This is a genomic window from Promicromonospora sp. NPDC023987 (genome assembly GCF_040639055.1).
In the GTDB taxonomy this organism is placed as follows: Bacteria; Actinomycetota; Actinomycetes; order Actinomycetales; family Cellulomonadaceae; genus Promicromonospora.
The window spans coordinates 14,389-33,288 of the sequence record NZ_JBEZZF010000065.1 but is presented as its reverse complement, the minus strand read 5'-3'; the positions used below and the strand labels follow the sequence as shown (position 1 = coordinate 33,288).

The 18,900-nt window shown below is 71.9% G+C and carries 14 protein-coding genes; 4 read left to right on the top strand and 10 right to left on the bottom strand.

Annotated elements, in window-relative coordinates:
* Positions 1 to 76: 76 nt before the first annotated feature.
* The 6 genes from AB0F40_RS22365 to AB0F40_RS22340 all read right to left on the bottom strand — a co-directional run bounded on the left by AB0F40_RS22365 (position 77) and on the right by AB0F40_RS22340 (position 7,560).
* On the bottom strand, positions 77 to 496 hold the full coding sequence (locus AB0F40_RS22365) for a rhodanese-like domain-containing protein (protein ID WP_357472834.1): 420 nt from the start codon (positions 494 to 496) through the stop codon (positions 77 to 79).
* 124 nt (positions 497 to 620) lie between these two features.
* Positions 621 to 1,772, bottom strand: a complete 1,152-nt coding sequence (locus AB0F40_RS22360) for a hypothetical protein (protein WP_357472831.1) — start codon at positions 1,770 to 1,772, stop codon at positions 621 to 623.
* Positions 1,769 to 2,404, bottom strand: a complete 636-nt coding sequence (locus AB0F40_RS22355; RefSeq protein ID WP_357472827.1) for a sigma-70 family RNA polymerase sigma factor — start codon at positions 2,402 to 2,404, stop codon at positions 1,769 to 1,771. The genes AB0F40_RS22360 and AB0F40_RS22355 overlap by 4 nt, the downstream gene beginning before the upstream one ends.
* 80 nt (positions 2,405 to 2,484) lie before the next feature.
* Entirely contained in the window at positions 2,485 to 5,070 is a 2,586-nt protein-coding gene (locus AB0F40_RS22350; protein WP_357472824.1) for a dipeptide ABC transporter ATP-binding protein, read from the bottom strand.
* On the bottom strand, positions 5,067 to 6,014 hold the full coding sequence (locus tag AB0F40_RS22345; RefSeq protein ID WP_357472821.1) for an ABC transporter permease: 948 nt from the start codon (positions 6,012 to 6,014) through the stop codon (positions 5,067 to 5,069). The genes AB0F40_RS22350 and AB0F40_RS22345 overlap by 4 nt, the downstream gene beginning before the upstream one ends.
* 25 nt (positions 6,015 to 6,039) lie before the next feature.
* Positions 6,040 to 7,560, bottom strand: a complete 1,521-nt coding sequence (locus AB0F40_RS22340) for an ABC transporter substrate-binding protein (protein WP_357472818.1) — start codon at positions 7,558 to 7,560, stop codon at positions 6,040 to 6,042.
* A 151-nt stretch (positions 7,561 to 7,711) separates the two neighbouring features.
* On the opposite strand from AB0F40_RS22340, the gene AB0F40_RS22335 reads away from it, so the two are divergent.
* On the top strand, positions 7,712 to 8,536 hold the full coding sequence (locus AB0F40_RS22335) for an exodeoxyribonuclease III (protein WP_357472815.1): 825 nt from the start codon (positions 7,712 to 7,714) through the stop codon (positions 8,534 to 8,536).
* Between the two features lie 144 nt (positions 8,537 to 8,680).
* Complete coding sequence (locus AB0F40_RS22330; RefSeq protein ID WP_357472812.1) at positions 8,681 to 10,777, top strand: septum formation family protein; 2,097 nt, start codon at positions 8,681 to 8,683, stop codon at positions 10,775 to 10,777.
* Here AB0F40_RS22330 and AB0F40_RS22325 read toward each other — a convergent pair.
* The gene (locus AB0F40_RS22325; protein WP_357472809.1) at positions 10,755 to 11,795 is read right to left on the bottom strand and encodes a winged helix-turn-helix domain-containing protein; all 1,041 of its coding nucleotides are present in this window, start codon (positions 11,793 to 11,795) and stop codon (positions 10,755 to 10,757) included. The genes AB0F40_RS22330 and AB0F40_RS22325 overlap by 23 nt on opposite strands.
* Positions 11,796 to 12,099: 304 nt before the next feature.
* The gene (clpB, locus tag AB0F40_RS22320; protein ID WP_357472806.1) at positions 12,100 to 14,727 is read right to left on the bottom strand and encodes an ATP-dependent chaperone ClpB; all 2,628 of its coding nucleotides are present in this window, start codon (positions 14,725 to 14,727) and stop codon (positions 12,100 to 12,102) included.
* A 118-nt stretch (positions 14,728 to 14,845) separates the two neighbouring features.
* Here clpB and cpt point away from each other — a divergent pair, with 118 nt between their 5' ends.
* Complete coding sequence (cpt, locus tag AB0F40_RS22315) at positions 14,846 to 15,403, top strand: chloramphenicol phosphotransferase CPT (RefSeq protein WP_357472803.1); 558 nt, start codon at positions 14,846 to 14,848, stop codon at positions 15,401 to 15,403.
* Positions 15,387 to 16,181: a sulfite exporter TauE/SafE family protein gene (locus tag AB0F40_RS22310; protein ID WP_357472800.1), complete on the top strand. Its 795-nt coding sequence runs from the start codon at positions 15,387 to 15,389 to the stop codon at positions 16,179 to 16,181. The genes cpt and AB0F40_RS22310 overlap by 17 nt, the downstream gene beginning before the upstream one ends.
* A gap of 64 nt (positions 16,182 to 16,245) precedes the next feature.
* On the opposite strand, the gene AB0F40_RS22305 is transcribed toward AB0F40_RS22310, so the two are convergent.
* A complete protein-coding gene (locus AB0F40_RS22305) occupies positions 16,246 to 17,706 on the bottom strand; it encodes a carboxyl transferase domain-containing protein (protein ID WP_357472797.1) in 1,461 nt (486 codons plus the stop codon).
* Positions 17,703 to 18,899, bottom strand: a complete 1,197-nt coding sequence (locus AB0F40_RS22300; RefSeq protein WP_357472794.1) for a CoA transferase — start codon at positions 18,897 to 18,899, stop codon at positions 17,703 to 17,705. Before AB0F40_RS22300 ends, AB0F40_RS22305 begins: the two co-directional genes overlap by 4 nt.
* Position 18,900 lies beyond the last annotated feature (1 nt).

Here is an 18,900-nt window from a genome sequence, read left to right as displayed (position 1 = left end):
GAATGCGATCTGGCATGGATCCGGCCTGTGAACCATGCCAGATCGCATTCTCGAGGCGGACCTTCCTGTGCGCCCCTCAGACCGGGGAGCTCAGCGGGTCCGGGGTCGGCTGGGTGCGGCCCGTCGCCGTCTCGTACGCGAAGCCCTCGCGCACCCAGTACTCGAACCCGCCGAGCATCTCCCTGACCTGGTAGCCGAGCTTCGCGAACTCGAGTGCGGCCTTGGTCGCGGCGTTGCAGCCGGGGCCCCAGCAGTAGGTGACGACCGGCAGGTCCCGGTCGATGAGCTGCTCGGCCCGCAGCCTCACCTTGCCGCCAGGCAGGTGCACTGCGCCGGGGATGTGCCCCTGGTCCCACGACTCCTGGGACCGCGCGTCGACGAGGGTGAACGGGACGCCGGCGGCAAGATCGGCGTGGACGTCGGCGACGTCGGTCTCGAAGGTGAGCCGCTCGGTGAAGTGCGCGACGGCGGCGGAGGTGTCCTGGGAGGTCGTCATAGCCAGAGTCTGCGGATCCGGAAAGCTGAGGACAAGTGCCCCGACGCGTGAGGTTCCTGAAGTGTCCGTTAGCCGCGCTACGCCGTCGGCCGCACGGGCCGTACCGATCGCGTCTCGCATCACCTCATCTGTAGGGCGCCAGCTGGGAGTCGTCGAGATCGAGCGGCCGGACGGTACGTGCACGAGCCTTGAGCGTCTCCAGGTCCGCCCCGGAGTCCAAGAGCCAGAAGCGAGCACCGTCCTTCTCCCAGCGCAGGCTCGGCGGATTGGCTGACAGCCCCGGGATGCCGGGGCCGTATAGAGCAACGCCGCCATCGAACTCGACCGCCGTGTAGTCGCGGCCGTCTGCGAGGCCCGCCTCGATCGGTTCTGTGACCGGCCACGTCACCCAGAGGTATGAGGAGACCTCGTCGTGGCGCATTCGCCAGAGATACATTGTCGTCCCTGGCTCCACCTCCGGGGTCTCCACCTGCTCGAACCCGTCTGGCACAGGGCCCGTCACCGAACCGTCCGCACCGTAGGTGAGGCTGTTCAGGATCGTCCGGAACTCCTCGACCGAGACACCCCCCGCCTGGGCGTACCAGAGGTGACCGGTCTCGTCGGCCCACTCCACGAAGAGGTCCCCAGTTCCGGTCTTGCCCACCTCCGCCTCGCCCAACGATGTCTCAGGAGCGGCAAGGCCCGGCGCCCGTGTTCCCGCGTACACGGCGATCGCCCGATCATCCGCCGCGTCGGCGAACACCAGCGCGGCGATCTGCCCTGCACACTCCACCGGCGCACCCTGCAACGTCGGCGGGGCCGTCACCGGAACATCGGGCAGCGTCCAGCCGTGCTCCATCAGGTCTGGCCACTCCGACGAGGGGATCTCCGGGGCCATGTCAGTGCTCATGTTGTGGTGGTCGCACTGCACGCCGTGCCCGTCCCCGGGCGCTGCCGACGGCGGCGCCACAGTCGAACCCGTCAGGGGATCGGGGGCGCCGACCGGTGGGCCGAACTCCACCGGCCCCGCGATGTCCCTGATCAGGACCGCGCCGATCGCTCCGACCCCGATCAGCAGCACACTCGCGGTCACCGCCACGAGGACTCTGCCCGGGCGCCCCACACGCCTCGAGCGCGGGGGCACCAGGTTCCCCCGGCCGTCGACGGGGAACGCGCCACCGACGGTTTCGGCGCGCAAGCCTCGGTCGAACGCCGCGCGCGCGACCTCAAGCCCTTCGGCATCCACCGGATCGGTCGGTGCCAGGTCGCGAAGGGTGTCGTACGACGTGCGGTTCATCGGGCTCTCCTCGCCGCTCGGTCGGTCACCGTGTCGGTCGTGCGCGGTGCGTGCGCGTTGACGGCCCAGCCCGGTTCGGGCGCGCCACCCTTGTCCGACGAGGTCGAATCAGGAAGGAGCGCGCTCTCGGACTCGAGCCGGCGGCGAGCCCGGGAGAGTCGCATCTTGAACGCCGCTACCGAGCAACCGGCCACCTGCGCCGCCTCGGCCGGCGTGAGCCCGTCCCACCCGGTGAGCAGCAGCGCCTCGCGGTCCTTCGGCGCGAGGCGGAGCAGCGCCGTGATCGCGTCACGCCGGCTCACCGTCAGCACGGGGTCATCGGTCGCCCGGGCGACGCGCTCGAGCCGGAGGAGCCGCTCCTCGGCCGCGCTCCGCCGTCGGGCAGCGCGGCGCTGGTTGCGCACCACGTTGCGCGCCACGACCAGGAGCCAGGGCAACGGGTCGCCCGGGATGCCGGCCAGGCGGCGCCACGCGACCAGGAACGTCTCGGACACCACTTCCTGAGCGTCGTGGGGGTCGACATGGCGCAACGCGTACGCCTGGACCCGCCAGGCATAGGAGCGCCAGAGCTCGCTGATCCGGTCCTCGTCCGACGGGGGATCGCCGTCGGACAGGCCTCGTGTGGTCGTCACGTCTGTGCAATGTCCGCTCGGGCGCCGGAGTAACAGCCGGGGTAACAGGTCCCGACGATCTCATCCGGCGGCACCACGTGTCAGAGCGTCAGCACGGGGGTCGCCTCGCGGAGGCGGCGGGTGTACTCGTGCTGCGGATCGTCGTAGACCTGGCCGGTGGGCCCCTGCTCCACGATCCGGCCGTCGCGCATCACCGCGACATAGTCGCAGACGTGCCGCACCACACCCAGGTCGTGCGACACGAGCAGCAGCGTCAGCGCGTACTCGTCCGCCAGGCGGGCGAGCAGGTCCAGCACCTGCCGTCGGACGGAGACGTCGAGTGCGCTGACCGGCTCGTCCGCCACGAGGATGCGCGGCCGGCACACCAGGGCCCGCGCGATGGCTATGCGCTGCCGCTGTCCGCCCGAGAACTGGTGCGGGTACCGCTCCGTGGCATCGAGCGGCAAGCCGACGGCGTCGAGCATCTCGCGTACGGCGTCGCGCCGGTCGGACGCCGTCCGTGGGCCGCCCTCGCGCACGTTTGCCGGGTTCAGGAGCGGCTCGGCCACGATGTCGCCGACCGTCATGCGCGGGTCGAGCGAGCCGTACGGGTCCTGGAACACCAGCTGCAGGGCGGCCCGCAGGTCGCCCAGCTCGCCCGACGACGTCGGCCGGTCGGCGTCCCGCCCGGACCGCCCGTCCCGCCCGGACCCGGCGCGCGGCGCCGCGCTCAGGTCGACGCCCGCGCTGCTCACCCGGCCCGACGTCGGCCGGTCCAGCCCCGCCACGATCCGCAGCAGCGTCGACTTGCCCGAACCTGACTCCCCCACGATGCCGAACCGCTGCCCCTCGCGGACCTCCAGGGAGACGCCCCTGAGCGCGTGCACGGTCTGGCCGCGCCGTGGATAGGTGCGGGTCACGTCCTCGAGCCGGATGAGCGCAGGTTCCTGGACGACGGCGGCCGGCCTGGTCGCGGCCCGTGGCTCCAGCGCGGACGCCGCCAGCAACCGTCTCGTGTACGCGTGCCGCGGGTCGGCGAAGACCTGGGCGACCGGCCCTTCCTCGACCACCACGCCGTCGAGCAGCACCACCACCCGCTCGCAGACCTGGGACACCACCGCGAGGTCGTGCGTGATGAACAGGAGGCCGGCACCGCGGTCCTCGACGAGGCGCACCATGAGGTCCAGCACCTGGCGCTGCACGGTGACGTCGAGGGCCGTCGTCGGCTCGTCCGCCACCAGCACCGCTGGGTCGTTGGCCAGCGCCATCGCCAGCACCACCCGCTGCCGCTGCCCGCCCGACAGCTCGTGCGGATAGCGCCGTGCGGCGCCTTCGGGCAGGCCGACCTCCGCGAGCAGCTCCGCGGCGCGCGAGGCCGCGGCCGGCTGCGCGGTGCCGTGCACGGTCATCGTCTCGACGACCTGTCTGCCGACCCGCATCAGCGGGTTGAGAGCCGTCATCGGCTCCTGGAACACCATCGAGATCGCCTCGCCGCGCAGCCGCGCCAGAGCGCGTTCGCCCCGGTCCAGCAGGTTTCCCGGTACGCCGTCGAGCGCGACGTGCCCGGTCGCCGCCACGCCGTCGGGCAGCAGACCGAGTGCCGCGAGAGCCGTCATGGTCTTGCCGGAGCCGGACTCCCCGATCAGGCCGACGCGCTCGCCGGCGGCGACGCTCAGGGAGACGTCGGCGAGGAGCGGGCGGCCGCCGTCCGTGCGGACGGTGAGGTCGCGGATGTCGAGGGCGGGCGGAAGAGCGGCAGGCTCCACCTGCGAGGCGGACGGGGATGCTGCCTGCGGTTCCTGCGCCGGCCGGCCGGCGACCGGCGTCCGCGTATCCGCCGGGGAGGTCGCAGAGAGCCGCGGGTCGAGCACGTCGCGCAACCCGTCGCCCAGCAGGTTGAATCCGAGCACCGCGACCGCGATGGCGACGCCGGGCACTATCGCGAGGTGGTCGGCGACGCCGAGGAACTGCTGCGACTCCTGGAGCATGCGGCCCCAGGACGGCGTCGGCGGGGGTGTGCCCAGGCCGAGGAAGGACAACCCGGCCTCGGCGAGCACGGCGATCGCGAAGTTCACGGAGCACTGCACCAGCACGGTGCCGGCGATGTTGGGCAGTACGTGCCGCTTGGCGATCGCGAGCTCGCCACGATTCGCCGCCCGGGCGGCGAGCACGTAGTCGGACCGAATGACCTGGAGCGTCCCGCTGCGGGCCACGCGGGCGAAGGCCGGGATGGAGCCGATGCCGAGCGCGACCATCGCCGTCACCGTGCCCGCGCCGTAGACGGCGCCCAGGACTATCGCGAGCAGCAGGCCGGGGAACGCGAGGAGGATGTCGCTCCCCCGCATCAGGAGGGCCCCGAGGCGCCCGCCCCGCATCCCCGCGAGCACGCCGAGCGGTACGCCCACCACCGCGGCGATCCCCACCGCGACGACGCCCACCAGCAACGTGATCTGTGCACCAGCCATGACCTGTGAGAACACGTCGCGGCCGAACCGGTCCGTGCCGAACCAGTGCTCGGCGCCCGGTGGCAGGAGCCGTTCGGCGCCCGCGTGCTCGGGGTCGAAGGGTGTCCAGACCAGCGACACCAGGGCCATGACGACGACCAGCCCAACCAGAGCCGCGCCGATCACGAGCTGGGGATGCCCCATGGGCCGGCGGCGGGCCGCGACCCCCGCCTGGTCGCTCATGACGCCCTCCTGAGCCGCGGGTCCAGCAGGGTGTAGGCGAGGTCGACCAGGAAGTTCAGCAGCACGACCAGCACGACCAGCACCGCCACTATCGACTGCACGGCGAGCAGGTCTCGGTTGCCCACCGAGTCCAGCAGCAGGCTGCCGAGGCCGGGTACGGCGAACACCCGCTCGATGACGACGGCGCCGATCAGCATCGACGCGATCTGCACGCCCACCACCGTCACGATGGGTACACCGGCATTCCGCAGCCCGTGTCGCACGAGCGCACCCGTGAAGGTGAGCCCTTTGGCGCGGGCGGTGCGGAGGAAGTCCTCGCGCATGATCTCCAGCACGGCGCTGCGCACGTACCGGGTGATGATCGCGGCCTGCACGGAACCCAGCGCGACGGCGGGCAGCAGCACGTGCCGCCAGAACTCCCCGAGCCCGTCGGCGGGCGCCGTCCAGCCGCCCGAGGGCAGCCAGCCCAGCCGCACCGCGAACAGCGCCACCAGCAGCACGCCCACCAGGAAGTTCGGTACGGCGACGCCCACCTGGCTCACCGCGGAGAGCGTCACCCCGCCGGCGTTCCGGTGCCAGACGGCGGCGAGCGTGCCCACCGGGATCGCCACGACCAGGGCGATCAGCATGCCGAGCAGCACGAGGATGCCCGTCACCTGGACCCGGTCCGCGACCAGCGGCGTGAGCTCCTGCGCCGTCACGTGGCTGGTCCCGAGATCCCCGGTGAGCAGACCACCGACCCAGTCGAGGTACTGGTCGAACAAGGGCTCGTCCGTGCCGTGCTCGGCGCGCCAGGCCGCGAGCGCCTCGGGGGACGCCTCGATCCCGAGCGCGACGATCGCGGGGTCACCGGGCAGCACCCGGAGCAGCACGAAGATCGCCGCCGTCGCCACGAGGAGGGTGGCGACGAGCTGGGCGAGGTGGGAGGCGAGGTGTCTGGCCACGGGTGGTGTCCGGCGTCGGGCCGCGTCAGCCGTCGGACCAGCGCAGGCCGGTCAGGTCCATCGACTCCGTGGTCGCGTTCGCGGCGATGCCCGTCAGGCGGGCGTCCGCCACCACCGTGTTGGGGAAGAGGAACAGCGGGTTGCTCGCCGCGTCGTCGACGATCATCCGGGCGACCTGCTGCATGCCGGCGACGTACTCGTCCGGGCTGCCCCGGTCGGCCTGCTGGGCGATCTCGGTGAGCCGCGGGTTGTCGTAGCCGATGTAGTAGTCGGGGTCGCCGAAGATCGTCAGCAGGTCCCGGGCCTCGGTGTGGAGGATCACGGACATCTGGTAGTCGTGCTTGGTGAACACCTTGTCCAGCCAGACGGCGGGGAACTCGGTGGGCACGATCGTCGCGTCGATGCCGACGTCCTGGAGCTGAGACACCACCACCTGGGCGACGGCCTCCGCGTAGGGGCGGGTCGGGACGTCGAACGTGATGCTCAGGTCCTCGGCGCCTGCTTCCTCCAGCAGCTCCCTGGCCTGGTCCGGGTCGTGCGGGTAGGCGCCGGTCAGGTCCTGGTAGTAGGGGTCGGTGGGCGGCACCATCGAGCCGATGAGCTGTCCGTGCCCGGCCCACGCGGTGTCGAGGACGGCCTGCCGGTCGATCGCGTACATGATCGCGCGGCGCACCTTGAGGTCGTCGAAGGGCGGCTCGTCGTTGTTGAGCGCGAGCAGGACCTCACCCGTCGACGTGCCGTCGATGACCTGCAGCTCCTCGTCCTGCTCGAGGCCGGCGAGCAGGTCGGGGGTCTGCAGGTTGTACGCCATGTCGATGTCTCCGGCGCGGACCGCGTTGGCCTGGGCGTTGGCGTCCGCGAAGTAGCGCACGGTGATGTCCTCGATGGGTGGCACTTCGCCCCAGTAGTCGTCGCGGGCCGCGAGCGTGATGTGCTCGCCCGTCGCGACCTCCTCGACGGTGTACGGGCCGGTGCCGACGGCCTCGGTCGCCAGGTCGGCGGACAGGTCGTCCGGGAACATGGCTCCGACGGAGGTGCCCATGTCGAACAGCCACGCGTTGCTCGGGCGCTTCAGCGTCACGGCGACCTCGGTGTCGCTCTTCGCCTCGGCCTTCGCCACCACGTCCATCTTGGACTTCAGGCTCAGCGTCCAGTCCTCCTGGACCCGGTCGATCGAGGCGACGACGTCGTCCGCGGTGAACGGCGAGCCGTCGGAGAACGTCACGCCGTCGTGCAGCCGGAACGTGTAGACGGTGCGGTCCCCGTTGACCTCCCACGACTCGGCGAGCTGCGGCTGGACCGCACCCTCCTGGTCGATGGTCACCAGGCCCTCGTACACGTTGTTCATCAGCAGCTGCGGGATGGCAGAGCCGGACGTGGTCGTGAAGTCGAGGTTGGTCGGCTCCCCGGTCAGGCCGACGACGACGTCGGTGCGCGCTCCTTCGCCCTCACCGGAGGAGCTGCCGGCAGAACACGCCGCGACGAGCGCCACTGAGGTGAGGACGGCGGCTGCGCCGACGGCACGGCGACTGGTGAGGATCTGCACGAAGCCAGGGTAGTCGGGGTGCACCTCCACCTGGACAGGCCCCGGACTCCCGAGGTCGGCACTTCGCACCCAGATCGGCAGAGCACTGGACCGACCTCGGTGCAAGGTGCCGACGTCGGCAAGGGCACCCCATCAGCCCTACGCTGTCTTCGTGCGCCTCGTCACCTGGAACGTCAACTCGATCCGATCGCGGGTCGACCGCGTGCTCGCCTTTCTCGACCGGTCACAGACCGACGTCCTGGCGATCCAGGAGACCAAGTGCCGGGACGACCAGTTCCCGACGGCGGCGTTCGAGGCCGCCGGGTACGAGGTGGCGCACTTCGGGCTTTCGCAGTGGAACGGTGTGGCGATCGCGTCACGCGTGGGCCTCGACGACGTCGCCACCCATTTCCCGGAGCAACCGGGATTCGCGAAGTCGATCATCGAGGACGGCCCGGACCCGCTGCTCGACGTCGTGCCGCCGATCGAGGCACGCGCGATCGGCGCGACCTGCGGCGGAGTCCGCGTGTGGAGCCTGTACGTGCCGCACGGTCGTGCGCTCGGCGACCCGCACTACACCTACAAGCTGGCCTGGCTGGAGTCCCTGCGCACCGCCGCGCAGGGCTGGGCCGACGCCGGTGACGCCGTCGCGCTCATGGGCGACTGGAACGTGATCCCGCTCGACACCGACGTGTACGACGCCGCGGCGTTCGAGGGCAAGACGCACGTGTCCCCACCGGAACGGGCCGCGTTCGACGCCTTCGGCGAAGCCGGTTACACGGAGCTGACGCGGAAGTTCCTTCCGGAGGAACGCACCTATACCTACTGGGACTATCAACAGCTCGCTTTCCCCCGGAACAAGGGGCTGCGGATCGACTTCTGCTGGGCGTCGCCCGCGCTCGCCGGCCGGGCGTCGGCTGCCGCGATCGACCGGGAGGAGCGCAAGGGCAAGAGCGCTTCCGACCACGTCCCCGTGATCGTCGACGTCACCGGCTGATGCCTCCCTGTACGGGACAGAGCCCGCCGAGGTTCCACTCGCGATGGGGAAATCAGCGGGTGAAATTGTCCATAAATGGAGCGCAGTCGGAGCGGGCGTCGTCCCGGTGCAAAGGTCGTTGCCGAATGTCGGTAAGTTAACTGCATGACGTCGACGCCCGACCAGTCCCCGGCCGCCACTGAAGTCGCCAAGGTCCCTGCCACGGACCCTGCCGAGACGGCGTCCGCGGTCGTGCCGGAGCAGGATGCCGCACCTGGCAGCGCGGACAGCGCGGGCCCGTCGGACGGCGCGACGTCGGACAGCGCGACGTCGGACGGCGCGGCGGAGTCGGACGGCGCGGCGTCGTCCGAGCAGGTGGACGCGGGTAAGCCTGACGACTCGGGCGCGCCGGATGACTCGGCAGCGGAGGTCGCTGCTCCGAGTGCGGCTGCGGAGGTCGCTGAGGCGGAGGTTGTTGAGACAGAGGCCGCTGGACCTGCCGGGGGCGGCACGGACGAGCCGACGGCGGACGTCGCGCCGGCCTCGAAGCCCTCGTCCGTGGCCGGTTCCGGGACGAACGACGTCGAGCCTGCCGCACCGGTCGAACCCGCTGCGCCGACCGCGGAGACCTCTGCTGGTTCGGAGCCGACCCCGGCTGAACCTGCCGAACCGGCCGCGGAACCCGTTCGAGCAGCTGCGCACGAAGAACCCGTCGATGCGGCGGCGCGGCCCGAACCCGCCGAGGCGGCTGCCGGGCACGCCGCAGCGTCAGGGCCGGCGGACGCCGAAGCGACGCCCGCTGAGCCCGCTGAGCCCGCTGAGCCCGCTGAGCCCGCTGAGCCCGCTGAGCCCGGGACCCCCTCTGCACCGCCGACCCCGAAGCGCACCGAGGCGCCCACAGAGGAGATCACGATCGTGCCGGGGCCTGCACTCCAGCAGCCTGCCGCACCCGCGCCCACCACTCCGGTCGAGCCGACGCCGCCCGCCCACGACGCAGCGGAGTCAGCCGCGGCGCCGGCCGATGACGCGGTCGAGGCCGACTCGGACGACGCCGGCGATGCGGCCGGCGACGGCACCGACGCGGACACGGGCACCAGCACCAGCACCAGCACCAGCACCAGCACCGACACCGACACCGACACCGACACCGACACCGACAAGGCAGGCACGCCGAGGTCCGCCGGTGCGAGCGCGACCGGCACGCGGACGCCGTCGGACAGCACGACTGCCCCGGCCGTCGAGGAGCCGTTCGACTTCAAGGCGCTCTCCTTCGCCGCGATCGCCGCGGCGCACAAGAAGGAGCTCGGCCCGCGCACGGTCGCCGGCGAGACGGACCCGGCCGATGACCAGGAAGCCGGCGACCACGTCGAGGACCAGGAAGCCGGGGACCAGCGGACCGAGGACCAGGCTGCTGCGGAACACCCGCAGGCAGCGGACCCGGCGAAGGCGCCCGGCGAGCAGGCAGCACCTGATCAGGCGGAACCGGCGGCCGCGGACGAGACGCACGCCGAGCCGGCAGCGCTCTTCGCTTCGCCCGCCGTGCACAGCCCGACGTCCTCGGCACCGCCCAGCCCGTTCCCGGCGCCCGCGGTGGCGCCGCAGTACCAGCCCGACGCGCCGGGGTACGCCGCCGGGTCCGGGTCGCAGCAGCCGCCGTCACCGTTCCCCGCCGTGCGCAACGGTTCCGAGCACTCGTTCCCGGCTGTGCACGGCTACGCGCCCGAGGCTTCCTACGCCGGCTGGCACCCTCCGACGGAGGCCGAAACGACCGCCAGGCGTCGCCGGTTCGCCATGATCGGCGGCGCCGTCGCGGCAGTTGTCGCGGTCGTTGTCGTCATCGCCATCGTCCTGAACGTGGCGAACAAGCAGCAGTGGGAGCCGATCGAAGCGATGATCGCGGAGCCCCGCGAGGTACATCCACTACAGCTGGTCCTCGGGTCGTGCGTGGAGTCGATCCCTGGGGACGGCGAGGTCTCCGAGGTGCTCGCCGTGCCCTGCGACGCCTCGCACACCGCCCAGGTGGTGGGCCGCACCGATTTCGCCGACGCCGCCGTCTGGCCAGGGCGGGACGAGGTCGACAAGCGAGTGGCTCTGGTGTGCGGCACCAAGCAGCTCGGCCCCGTCGCGCGCAAGAGCGCGTTCGTCGACTCGGTGAGCTACGTCGTCTGGGGTCCCAGCGCGGAGTCGTGGGACGACGGTGACCGGGTCGGCCTGTGCCTCGCGACCACCGCCGAACCGATCACGCGGGATCTCCTGCAGTGACCGACAGCATCGTGGGGGCCTGACCGCCACAGCCGTTCAGCAGGGTCTGACCCAGCGGGGTCAGCGCGTGGATCACCGTGTTGCGCTCGCGTCCGCTGGTGATGAGGCCGGCGTTGCGCAGCACCGTGGCGTGCTCGGATGCCGACGCCGGGGAGATCGCCAGCCGATGTGCGATCTCGCTGGTCGTGGCCCCGGTGCCGAGCACGCGCAGCACCGCGGCCCGGGTCCGGCCGAGGAGCGCGGTGAGCTGACGTCCGCCGTCGGACCGGGTCTCGAGGCCCCGGTCGGCCCCGGCGAGCTCGCGCATGATCGGATAGATCAGCACGGGTGGCAGCTCGGAATCGGCCAACGTGATCGGCGCCCGCACGCAGAAGTACGACGGGATGATCAGCAGGCCACGCCCGGCCAGGTGTACGTCGCGTTCCGCGGCGGTCGCCACCGACAGGACCGGGTGCTGCCACCGGACCGAGGGGTGCAGCGTCCGCAGCGCGTGCTCGGTGCCGCCAGCCACCCAGGCCCTGGTGCGCGCTGCTCGGTCGATGTCGACGGTGGCACGGATGCCGCTCCAGTACGGGGCCACCGCCTGCTCGTAGTAGGTACGCATAGCGACGCCGAGGCCGCGCACCGCCGGTGCGGAACCGTCGGCGAGGTCGCGCATCCAGGCGTGCGACCTGTGTCCGCGCGCCAGCATCGAGATGTCGTTGTCCAGCCGCGCCCTGGAGGTGGACAGCACCGCGTCGAGCCCGGTCTCGAAATCTTCGGTACCCGTCACCGGCGTGAGAAAGTCGGGCGAGTAACCGCGCGGAGGCATCAGGCGCAGCAGCATCCGCGCAGCGGGACCGAGTCCGGACAGCACCCGTTGCCGCCACGGCCCGAACAGCACGCTGCCCGAACGCTGGTTCACCACATGGGCGCTGAGCAGCACCTCCCACATGGGGTCCGGGCCCGGAGCTATCCGTACCCGGGCAAGATCATCCGAAGTGAAGTGGAACCGCAGCATCAGGCCCTCCCTGACCATCTGCCTCTCCCGTGGCCCCCGTCGGCTCGCCCCCCGCGCGCCCTGACCGTCCGGGGCCCTACGCGGCATGCCGCGCACGGTTTCACCCCGCACACACAGAGGGACGTACGGGATTTCCGGTTCTGGGCGTTCGAGCTGTCGTCTTCACAACACCATCACACGCTGGCGTCCAGCGGTCGCACGCCCCGGACCGATCACCCGGTCGTTCCCTCGTACCTCCAGGATCGCAGGCGTGCCCACCTCTCCACATCGACCGGTCTGCGTATTCCTGTGTACGCCGGACGACGTACATGGAACCGGCCGATCATGCGGTCAGTACCTTGCGGTCGATGGCCAGGCCCTCGCCGTCCGCGCGGTCCACAGCCACCGTGTCCCCGTCGGACACCTCACCCGCGAGCAGCAGCCGCGCCAGGCGGTCGCCGATCTCCCGCTGCACCAGACGACGCAGTGGACGGGCGCCGTATGCCGGGTCGAAGCCCTCGAGCGCCAGCCACTCCTTCGCCGCCTCCGTGACGTCGAGCGAGATACGACGGTCCTCCAGCCGTTTCGCGAAGGCTCCGACCTGCAGCTCCACGATGCTGCCCAGCTCGGCCAAGGTCAGCGCGTCGAAGACCACCACGTCGTCGAGCCGGTTGAGGAACTCGGGCTTGAACGAGGCGCGTACCGCCGTCATCACGGACTCGCGCCGCTCCTCGTCCGACAGCATCGGTTCCACGAGGAACTGGGAGCCGAGGTTCGAGGTCAGGACCAGGATCGTGTTGCGGAAGTCGACGGTGCGGCCCTGGCCGTCGGTGAGGCGACCGTCGTCGAGCACCTGGAGCAGGACGTCGAAGACCTCGGGGTGCGCCTTCTCCACCTCGTCCAGCAGCACCACCGAGTAGGGCCGACGCCGGACCGCCTCCGTGAGCTGACCGCCCTCCTCGTACCCGACATAGCCTGGAGGCGCGCCGACGAGCCGGGCGACCGAGTGCTTCTCGCCGTACTCCGACATGTCGATGCGCACCATGGCGCGCTCGTCGTCGAACAGGAAGTCCGCGAGCGCCTTGGCCAGCTCGGTCTTGCCCACGCCCGTGGGGCCAAGGAACAGGAACGACCCGGTGGGCCGGTCGGGGTCGGAGACGCCTGCCCTCGTGCGGCGCACGGCGTCGGACACAGCGGCGACCGCCGCCTGCTGCCCGATGAGGCGTTCCCCGAGGACCTCCTCCATGTGCAGGAGCTTCTCGGACTCGCCCTGCAGCAGCCGTCCGGCCGGGATACCGGTCCACGCGGCGACCACCTCGGCGATCTCGTCCGCGCCCACCTTGTCCGCGATCATCGGCGGCTCGCTGTGCTCCGGGCCGGTCCCCTGCAGGTCGTCCTCCGAGCCGGCCTCCGCCTCCTCTGCGGCCACGAGCTCCTTCTCGACCACCGGGATCTCGCCGTACCGGATGCGGGCGGCCCCCTCGAGGTCGCCCTCGCGCAGCTTGCGCTCGGCGTCGGTACGCAGCTCGTCGAGACGTGCCCGCAGGTCACCGACCCGGTTGTGCCCGGCCTTCTCGGACTCCCACCGTGCGGTGAGCGCGGCCAGGGCCTCTCTGCGATCGGCGAGATCGGCACGGAGCCGCTCCAGCCGGTCCTTGGACGCGGCGTCCTCCGACTCGGACAGCACCACCTCTTCCATCTCGAGGCGCGTGACGATGCGCTGCAGCTCGTCGATCTCCACGGGTGACGAGTCGAGCTCCATGCGCAGGCGCGACGCCGCCTCGTCGACCAGGTCGATCGCCTTGTCCGGGAGCTGTCGCCCCGAGATGTACCGGTCGGAGAGCGACGCGGCGGCGACCAGCGCAGAGTCGGCGATGGTCACCTTGTGGTGCGCCTCGTAGCGCTCCTTGAGCCCGCGGAGGATCGCCACCGTGTCCTCGACCGACGGCTCGCCGACGAAGACCTGCTGGAAGCGGCGCTCCAGGGCAGGGTCCTTCTCGATGTGCTCGCGGTACTCGTCCAGCGTCGTGGCGCCCACCATGCGCAGCTCGCCACGCGCGAGCATGGGCTTGAGCATGTTGCCTGCGTCCATGGCGCCCTCGCCTCCAGCGCCGGCACCGACCACGGTGTGCAGCTCGTCGATGAACGTGACCACCTCGCCGTCCGACGCCGTGATCTCCTCGAGGACCGCCTTGAGGCGCTCCTCGAACTCGCCGCGGTACTTCGCGCCGGCCACCATCGAGGCAAGGTCCAGGGCGACCAGGCGCTTGCCCTTGAGGGACTCGGGCACGTCGCCGGCGACCACGCGCTGGGCGAGCCCTTCGACGACGGCGGTCTTGCCCACCCCTGGCTCGCCGATGAGCACGGGGTTGTTCTTGGTGCGGCGGCTCAGCACCTGGATCACGCGCCGGATCTCCGAGTCGCGGCCGATCACCGGATCGAGCTTGCCGTCCCGGGCGCGCTGCGTCAGGTCCGTGCCGTACTGCTCGAGCGCCTTGTACGTGCCCTCCGGGTTCGGGCTCGTCACTCGGCCGGATCCCCGGACGGCGGGCAGCGCGCCGCGCAGTGCGTCGGCGGTGGCCCCGGCGTCGGACAGGATCTGGGCCGCTGACGACCGGCCGGCCGCGACAGCGATGAGCAGGTGCTCGGTGGAGACGTACTCGTCCCCCAGGCCCTGTGCCTCCTTCGCCGCCAGGTCCAGGACCGTCGCCATCGCGCGGCTCGCACTCGGCTGGGCGGTGCTCGCCCCGCTGGCCTGGGGCAGCGCGACGAGAGCCGCGCGCACCTGCTGGCCGATGGCCTGCGCGTTCGCTCCGACCGCGTCGAGGAGCCCGGTCGCGACGCCGCGCTCCTGCTGGAGCAGCGACGCGAGCAGATGGACCGGTTCGAGCTGCGGGTTGCCGGCTGCCGACGCCGACTGGATCGCGTCGCCGATCGCCTGCTGCGACATGGTCGTGAACTTGGTGTCCATGAGGCCTCCCAGGGATGCTGAAGTGTCTACGAGATCAAACGGGGTCAAAGTTGAGTCTATTCCGCTCAACCTTGGTATTCACTGTAGCGCGCACCACCGACACTCGTACCGTTGCCGCATGAACACCCAGGTCATCGTCCTCAACGGCGGTTCGAGCTCCGGGAAGTCCGGGATCGCACGCGGCCTCCAGGCCGCCCTCCCGGACGCGTGGCTCTCGCTCAGCATCGACACGCTCGTCGACGCCATGCCGGCCCGCCTGACGACCGGGGGCGACGGGATCGGGTTCGCGGCCGACGGCGGTGTCGACGTCGGGCAGGATTTCCTGGTCCTGCAGGACGCGTGGATCACCGGACTCGTCGCCATGGCCCGTGCGGGCGCGCACATCGTGGTCGACGACGTCTTCCTCGGGGGCGCGGCGTCGCAGCGGCGCTGGCTGGACGCCCTGGGGGACGTGCCGACGCTCTGGGTCGGCGTGCGCTGCTCCGCTGCGGTCGCCGAGGCGCGCGAGGCCGCCCGCGGCGACCGCGTCGCCGGCATGGCCGCGAAGCAGGCGGACGCCGTCCACCAGGGCGTCGCCTACGACCTGGAGGTGGACACCACGAGCACCGGGTCGGCGGACCGCGCGCGGGCCATCGCGGCACACCTGAGATCATCGCCGGGTGACCGAGCAGACTGACGACTCCCTGACTCCACCCCGTGCCGCCGTCGTCGGGATCGTCGGCGGCGCGTTCTCGGGTCTGTTCGGCCTCGGCGGCGGCATCGTGATGGTGCCGCTCCTGACCTCGCTCGGCGGCCTCACGCAGCGCCGGGCCAGCGCCTACTCGCTCGCGGCGATCCTGCCAGCGGCGATCGTCGGGTCCATCCCGTACCTGACACACGACGCCGTCGACCTGATCGCAGCGGGTCTGCTCGTCGTCGGTGCCGTGATCGGCGCGGTTGTCGGGGCGCGGCTGCTCGCTCGCGTCCCGGAGACCGTGTTGCGCTGGCTGTTCGTCGCGGTGCTCGTCGCGGGGGTCGTGCGTTCCCTGCTGGACGGGTTCGGGGAGCCGCCGTCGGTCGACTCCGCCGAGGGGATCCCCAGCCTGCTCGACGGTGCGGCGATGATCGGGCTGGGGCTGGTCATGGGCGTCGCGTCCGGCCTGCTGGGCATCGGCGGCGGGCAGCTCGCGGTGCCAGGCCTGTCCGCGCTGTTCGACTTCGCACCCGCGCTCGCCAAGGGCACGTCCCTGGTCGCGATGATCCCCACCGCCATCTCGGGAACGTGGGTCAACGCCCGCAACCGCCTGGTGCACCTGAGGACGGCGGCGATCATCGGCCTCGTGGCGTCCGTCTTCTCGTTCGGCGGCGCGAGCCTCTCGGTGGTCATGCCCCCACGGATCGCGTCGATTACCTTCGCCGCGCTGCTCGTGTTCGCGCTGGCCCAGCAGATCCGCAAGGCCCTGCAGAAGCACTAGGCCCCGTCGGCATCTGGTCAGGTGGTCGGTAATCCGTCAGGTGATCGGTAGCCCGAGGTACCGATCACCTGACGAATTGCCGATCATCGAGGTGGTCGGCAGTTCGGGCGGCGGCGCGCAGCGCCGCAGCGCACTCCGCCGCGACCGCCACGGCGACGTCCCGCGCCGTGTCGCCCTCGTGCTCGGGGACCACCCGCTGCACCGCGCCCTCAGCGAGCAGGTCGACGGCGCGGATGTGCTGCGCCTCCGCCAGCTGCGCGGCGTGGGTGGTGTCGCCGTGCACGATGACGCTGGCACCCTCTGGCGGCAGCGGGGACAGCCACGCGTGCTCCGTCGCGATCACGACCTGCGCGGGCAGCAGGGCGAGCGCCCCGCCGCCGCAGCCCTGACCGAGGATGACCGACAGCGTCGGCACCGTCAGCCGGGTCAGCGCCGCCATGCAGCGCGCGATCTCGCCCGCGAGCGCGCCCTCCTCGGCGTCCTGCGAGAGCTCTGCTCCCGGGGTGTCGATCACCGCGACCAGGGGCAGCCGCAGCTCCTCGGCGAGGCCCATCGCGCGCCGCGCCACGCGCAGCGCGGCGGGTCCCATCGGGGTGCTCTCGGTCTGCCGGGTCCGGTCCTGGCCGACGACGAGGCAGGGCACGCCGTCCAGCCGCGTGAGCGCCACCAGCATCGACTCGTCGCGCTCGCCCTCGTCCGTGCCGGACAGCCGCACGGTCCCCGAGGCGCCGTAGCGCAGCAGGTCACGCACGCCTACCCGGTCGGGGGTCCGGGTCCGCAGCACGGAGTCCCACGCGGACGCGTCCGCAGCGGGTTCCCCGGACCTGCGCGGGAGTGCCGACGGCGACGGCGGGTCGACGAGCACCGCGAGCGCCCGCTCGACCAGCGCCGGCAGGTTCTCGGGGGCGACGACGCCGTCGAGCACGCCCTTGGCGGCGAGGTTCTCCGCGGACTGCACGCCGTCGGGCAGGGCCGTGCCTGTCAGCGCCTCGACCACACGCGGTCCGAGGAACCCGACCAGGGCGCCCGGCTCGGCGACCGTGAGGTGCGCGAGCGAGCCCCAGGACGCGTACACGCCACCGGTCGTGGGGTGCCGCAGGTAGACGAGGTAGGGCAGCCCAGCGTCACGGTGGTCCATGACGGCGCGGGAGATCTCGACCATCCGGAGGAACGCGGGGGTGCCCTCCTGCATCCGGGTGCCGCCGGACGCCGTCGTCGCGAGGAGGGGCAGCCGCTCCGCCGTCGCACGCCGGACGGCGGCGGTGATCCGCTGGGCGGCGGCGCGCCCGATGGAGCCGCCGAGGAACCGGAACTCGTTCACGACGACCACGACAGGACGCCCGCGGACGCGCCCGCGGCCCGTGAGCACCGATTCGTCGGTGCCGGCCTTCTCGGCGGCCGCGGCCAGCACCGCGCGGTACTCGGCGGGATGCCCGGAGACGTCGACCGGCTCGTCCCAGGACTCGAAGCTGTCGGCGTCGAGGACGAGCTCGAGCAGCTCACGCGCCGACCACCGGCGGGTCATGCGCCGGCCTCCGGCCCACGCACCACCGGCTCGTCGAGCCAGGCACGGATCCGGGCGGCGTGCTCGTCCAGGACGGGGGGCGCCTGGTGGTCCCGCCGGGTGACCTCGTCGCCGGACGGGTCGAAGAACCGCAGGGGCGGCCCCGGCAGGGTCACCGTGCCGAGGCTCGCGTGCTGCACGTCGACGAGCAGCCCCTGGCTCGCCGTCTGCTCCCATGCGTACACCTCGTCGAGCGTACGCACCCGGCCGGCGGGTATGCCCGCGTCGGCGAGCTGCATCAGCAGCGGGCCCGCATCGAGGTGGGCGAACGCCGCCTCGATCGCCTCGATGATCTGGTCGCGGTGGGCCACCCGCTCGGCGTTGCTCCGCATGCCCTCAGCGTCGGCGTCGAGCCCGAAGGCCAGGCAGAACCGCTGCCACAGCACCTCGGACCCGACGGCGATCTGGATGGCGCCGTCACGGCAGCGGAACAGGCCGTACGGCGCTATGGAAGGGTGGTGGTTGCCCTGCGCGCGCCCCACCTCCCCTGCGACGGTCCACCGCGTGCCCTGGAACGCGTGCACGCCGGTGACCGCCGCCAGGAGCGACGTCCGGACGACCTGTCCGACGCCGGTGGTGTGGCGCTCGTGCAGCGCCGCGAGCACGCCGTACGCACCATAGATCCCGGCGAGCAGGTCGCCGATCGGCACGCCGACCCGCTGCGGGTCGTCGGGGCCGGACCCGGTCAGGGACATCAGCCCGGCCTCGCCCTGGGCGATCTGGTCGTACCCCGCGCGGCCACCCTCCGGGCCGTCGTGCCCGAACCCGGTGATCGACAGCACGATCAGGCGGGGGTTGCGCTCGAGCAGCATGTCGACGCCGAGACCGAGCCGTTCCAGCACGCCGGTCCGGAAGTTCTCCACGAGCACGTCGGCGCGGTCGACGAGCTCCAGGAGGGTCGCCCGGTCGGCGTCGGCCTTGAGGTCGAGCGCTATCGACTCCTTGTTCCGGTTCGCTGACAGGAAGTACGTCGACTCGCGCACCCCTTCCTCCCCGACGAACGGCGGGCCCCAGCCCCTCGTGTCGTCGCCGCGGTCGGGCACCTCCACCTTGACGACACGCGCGCCCAGGTCGCCCAGCATCATCGTGGCGTGCGGCCCGGCGAGCGCACGGGAGAGGTCGACGACGACGACGTCGGCCAGCGGTCCGGTCATG

Excerpts from the sequence above, each read along its gene's own strand:
- AB0F40_RS22365 (WP_357472834.1), bottom strand. The coding sequence starts at position 496 with ATGACGACCTCCCAGGACACCTCCGCCGCCGTCGCGCACTTCACCGAG.
- AB0F40_RS22360 (WP_357472831.1), bottom strand. The coding sequence starts at position 1,772 with ATGAACCGCACGTCGTACGACACCCTTCGCGACCTGGCACCGACCGAT.
- AB0F40_RS22350 (WP_357472824.1), bottom strand. The coding sequence starts at position 5,070 with ATGAGCGACCAGGCGGGGGTCGCGGCCCGCCGCCGGCCCATGGGGCAT.
- AB0F40_RS22330 (WP_357472812.1), top strand. The coding sequence starts at position 8,681 with ATGACGTCGACGCCCGACCAGTCCCCGGCCGCCACTGAAGTCGCCAAG.
- AB0F40_RS22325 (WP_357472809.1), bottom strand. The coding sequence starts at position 11,795 with ATGGTCAGGGAGGGCCTGATGCTGCGGTTCCACTTCACTTCGGATGAT.
- clpB (WP_357472806.1), bottom strand. The coding sequence starts at position 14,727 with ATGGACACCAAGTTCACGACCATGTCGCAGCAGGCGATCGGCGACGCG.
- cpt (WP_357472803.1), top strand. The coding sequence starts at position 14,846 with ATGAACACCCAGGTCATCGTCCTCAACGGCGGTTCGAGCTCCGGGAAG.
- AB0F40_RS22305 (WP_357472797.1), bottom strand. The coding sequence starts at position 17,706 with ATGACCCGCCGGTGGTCGGCGCGTGAGCTGCTCGAGCTCGTCCTCGAC.
- AB0F40_RS22300 (WP_357472794.1), bottom strand. The coding sequence starts at position 18,899 with ATGACCGGACCGCTGGCCGACGTCGTCGTCGTCGACCTCTCCCGTGCG.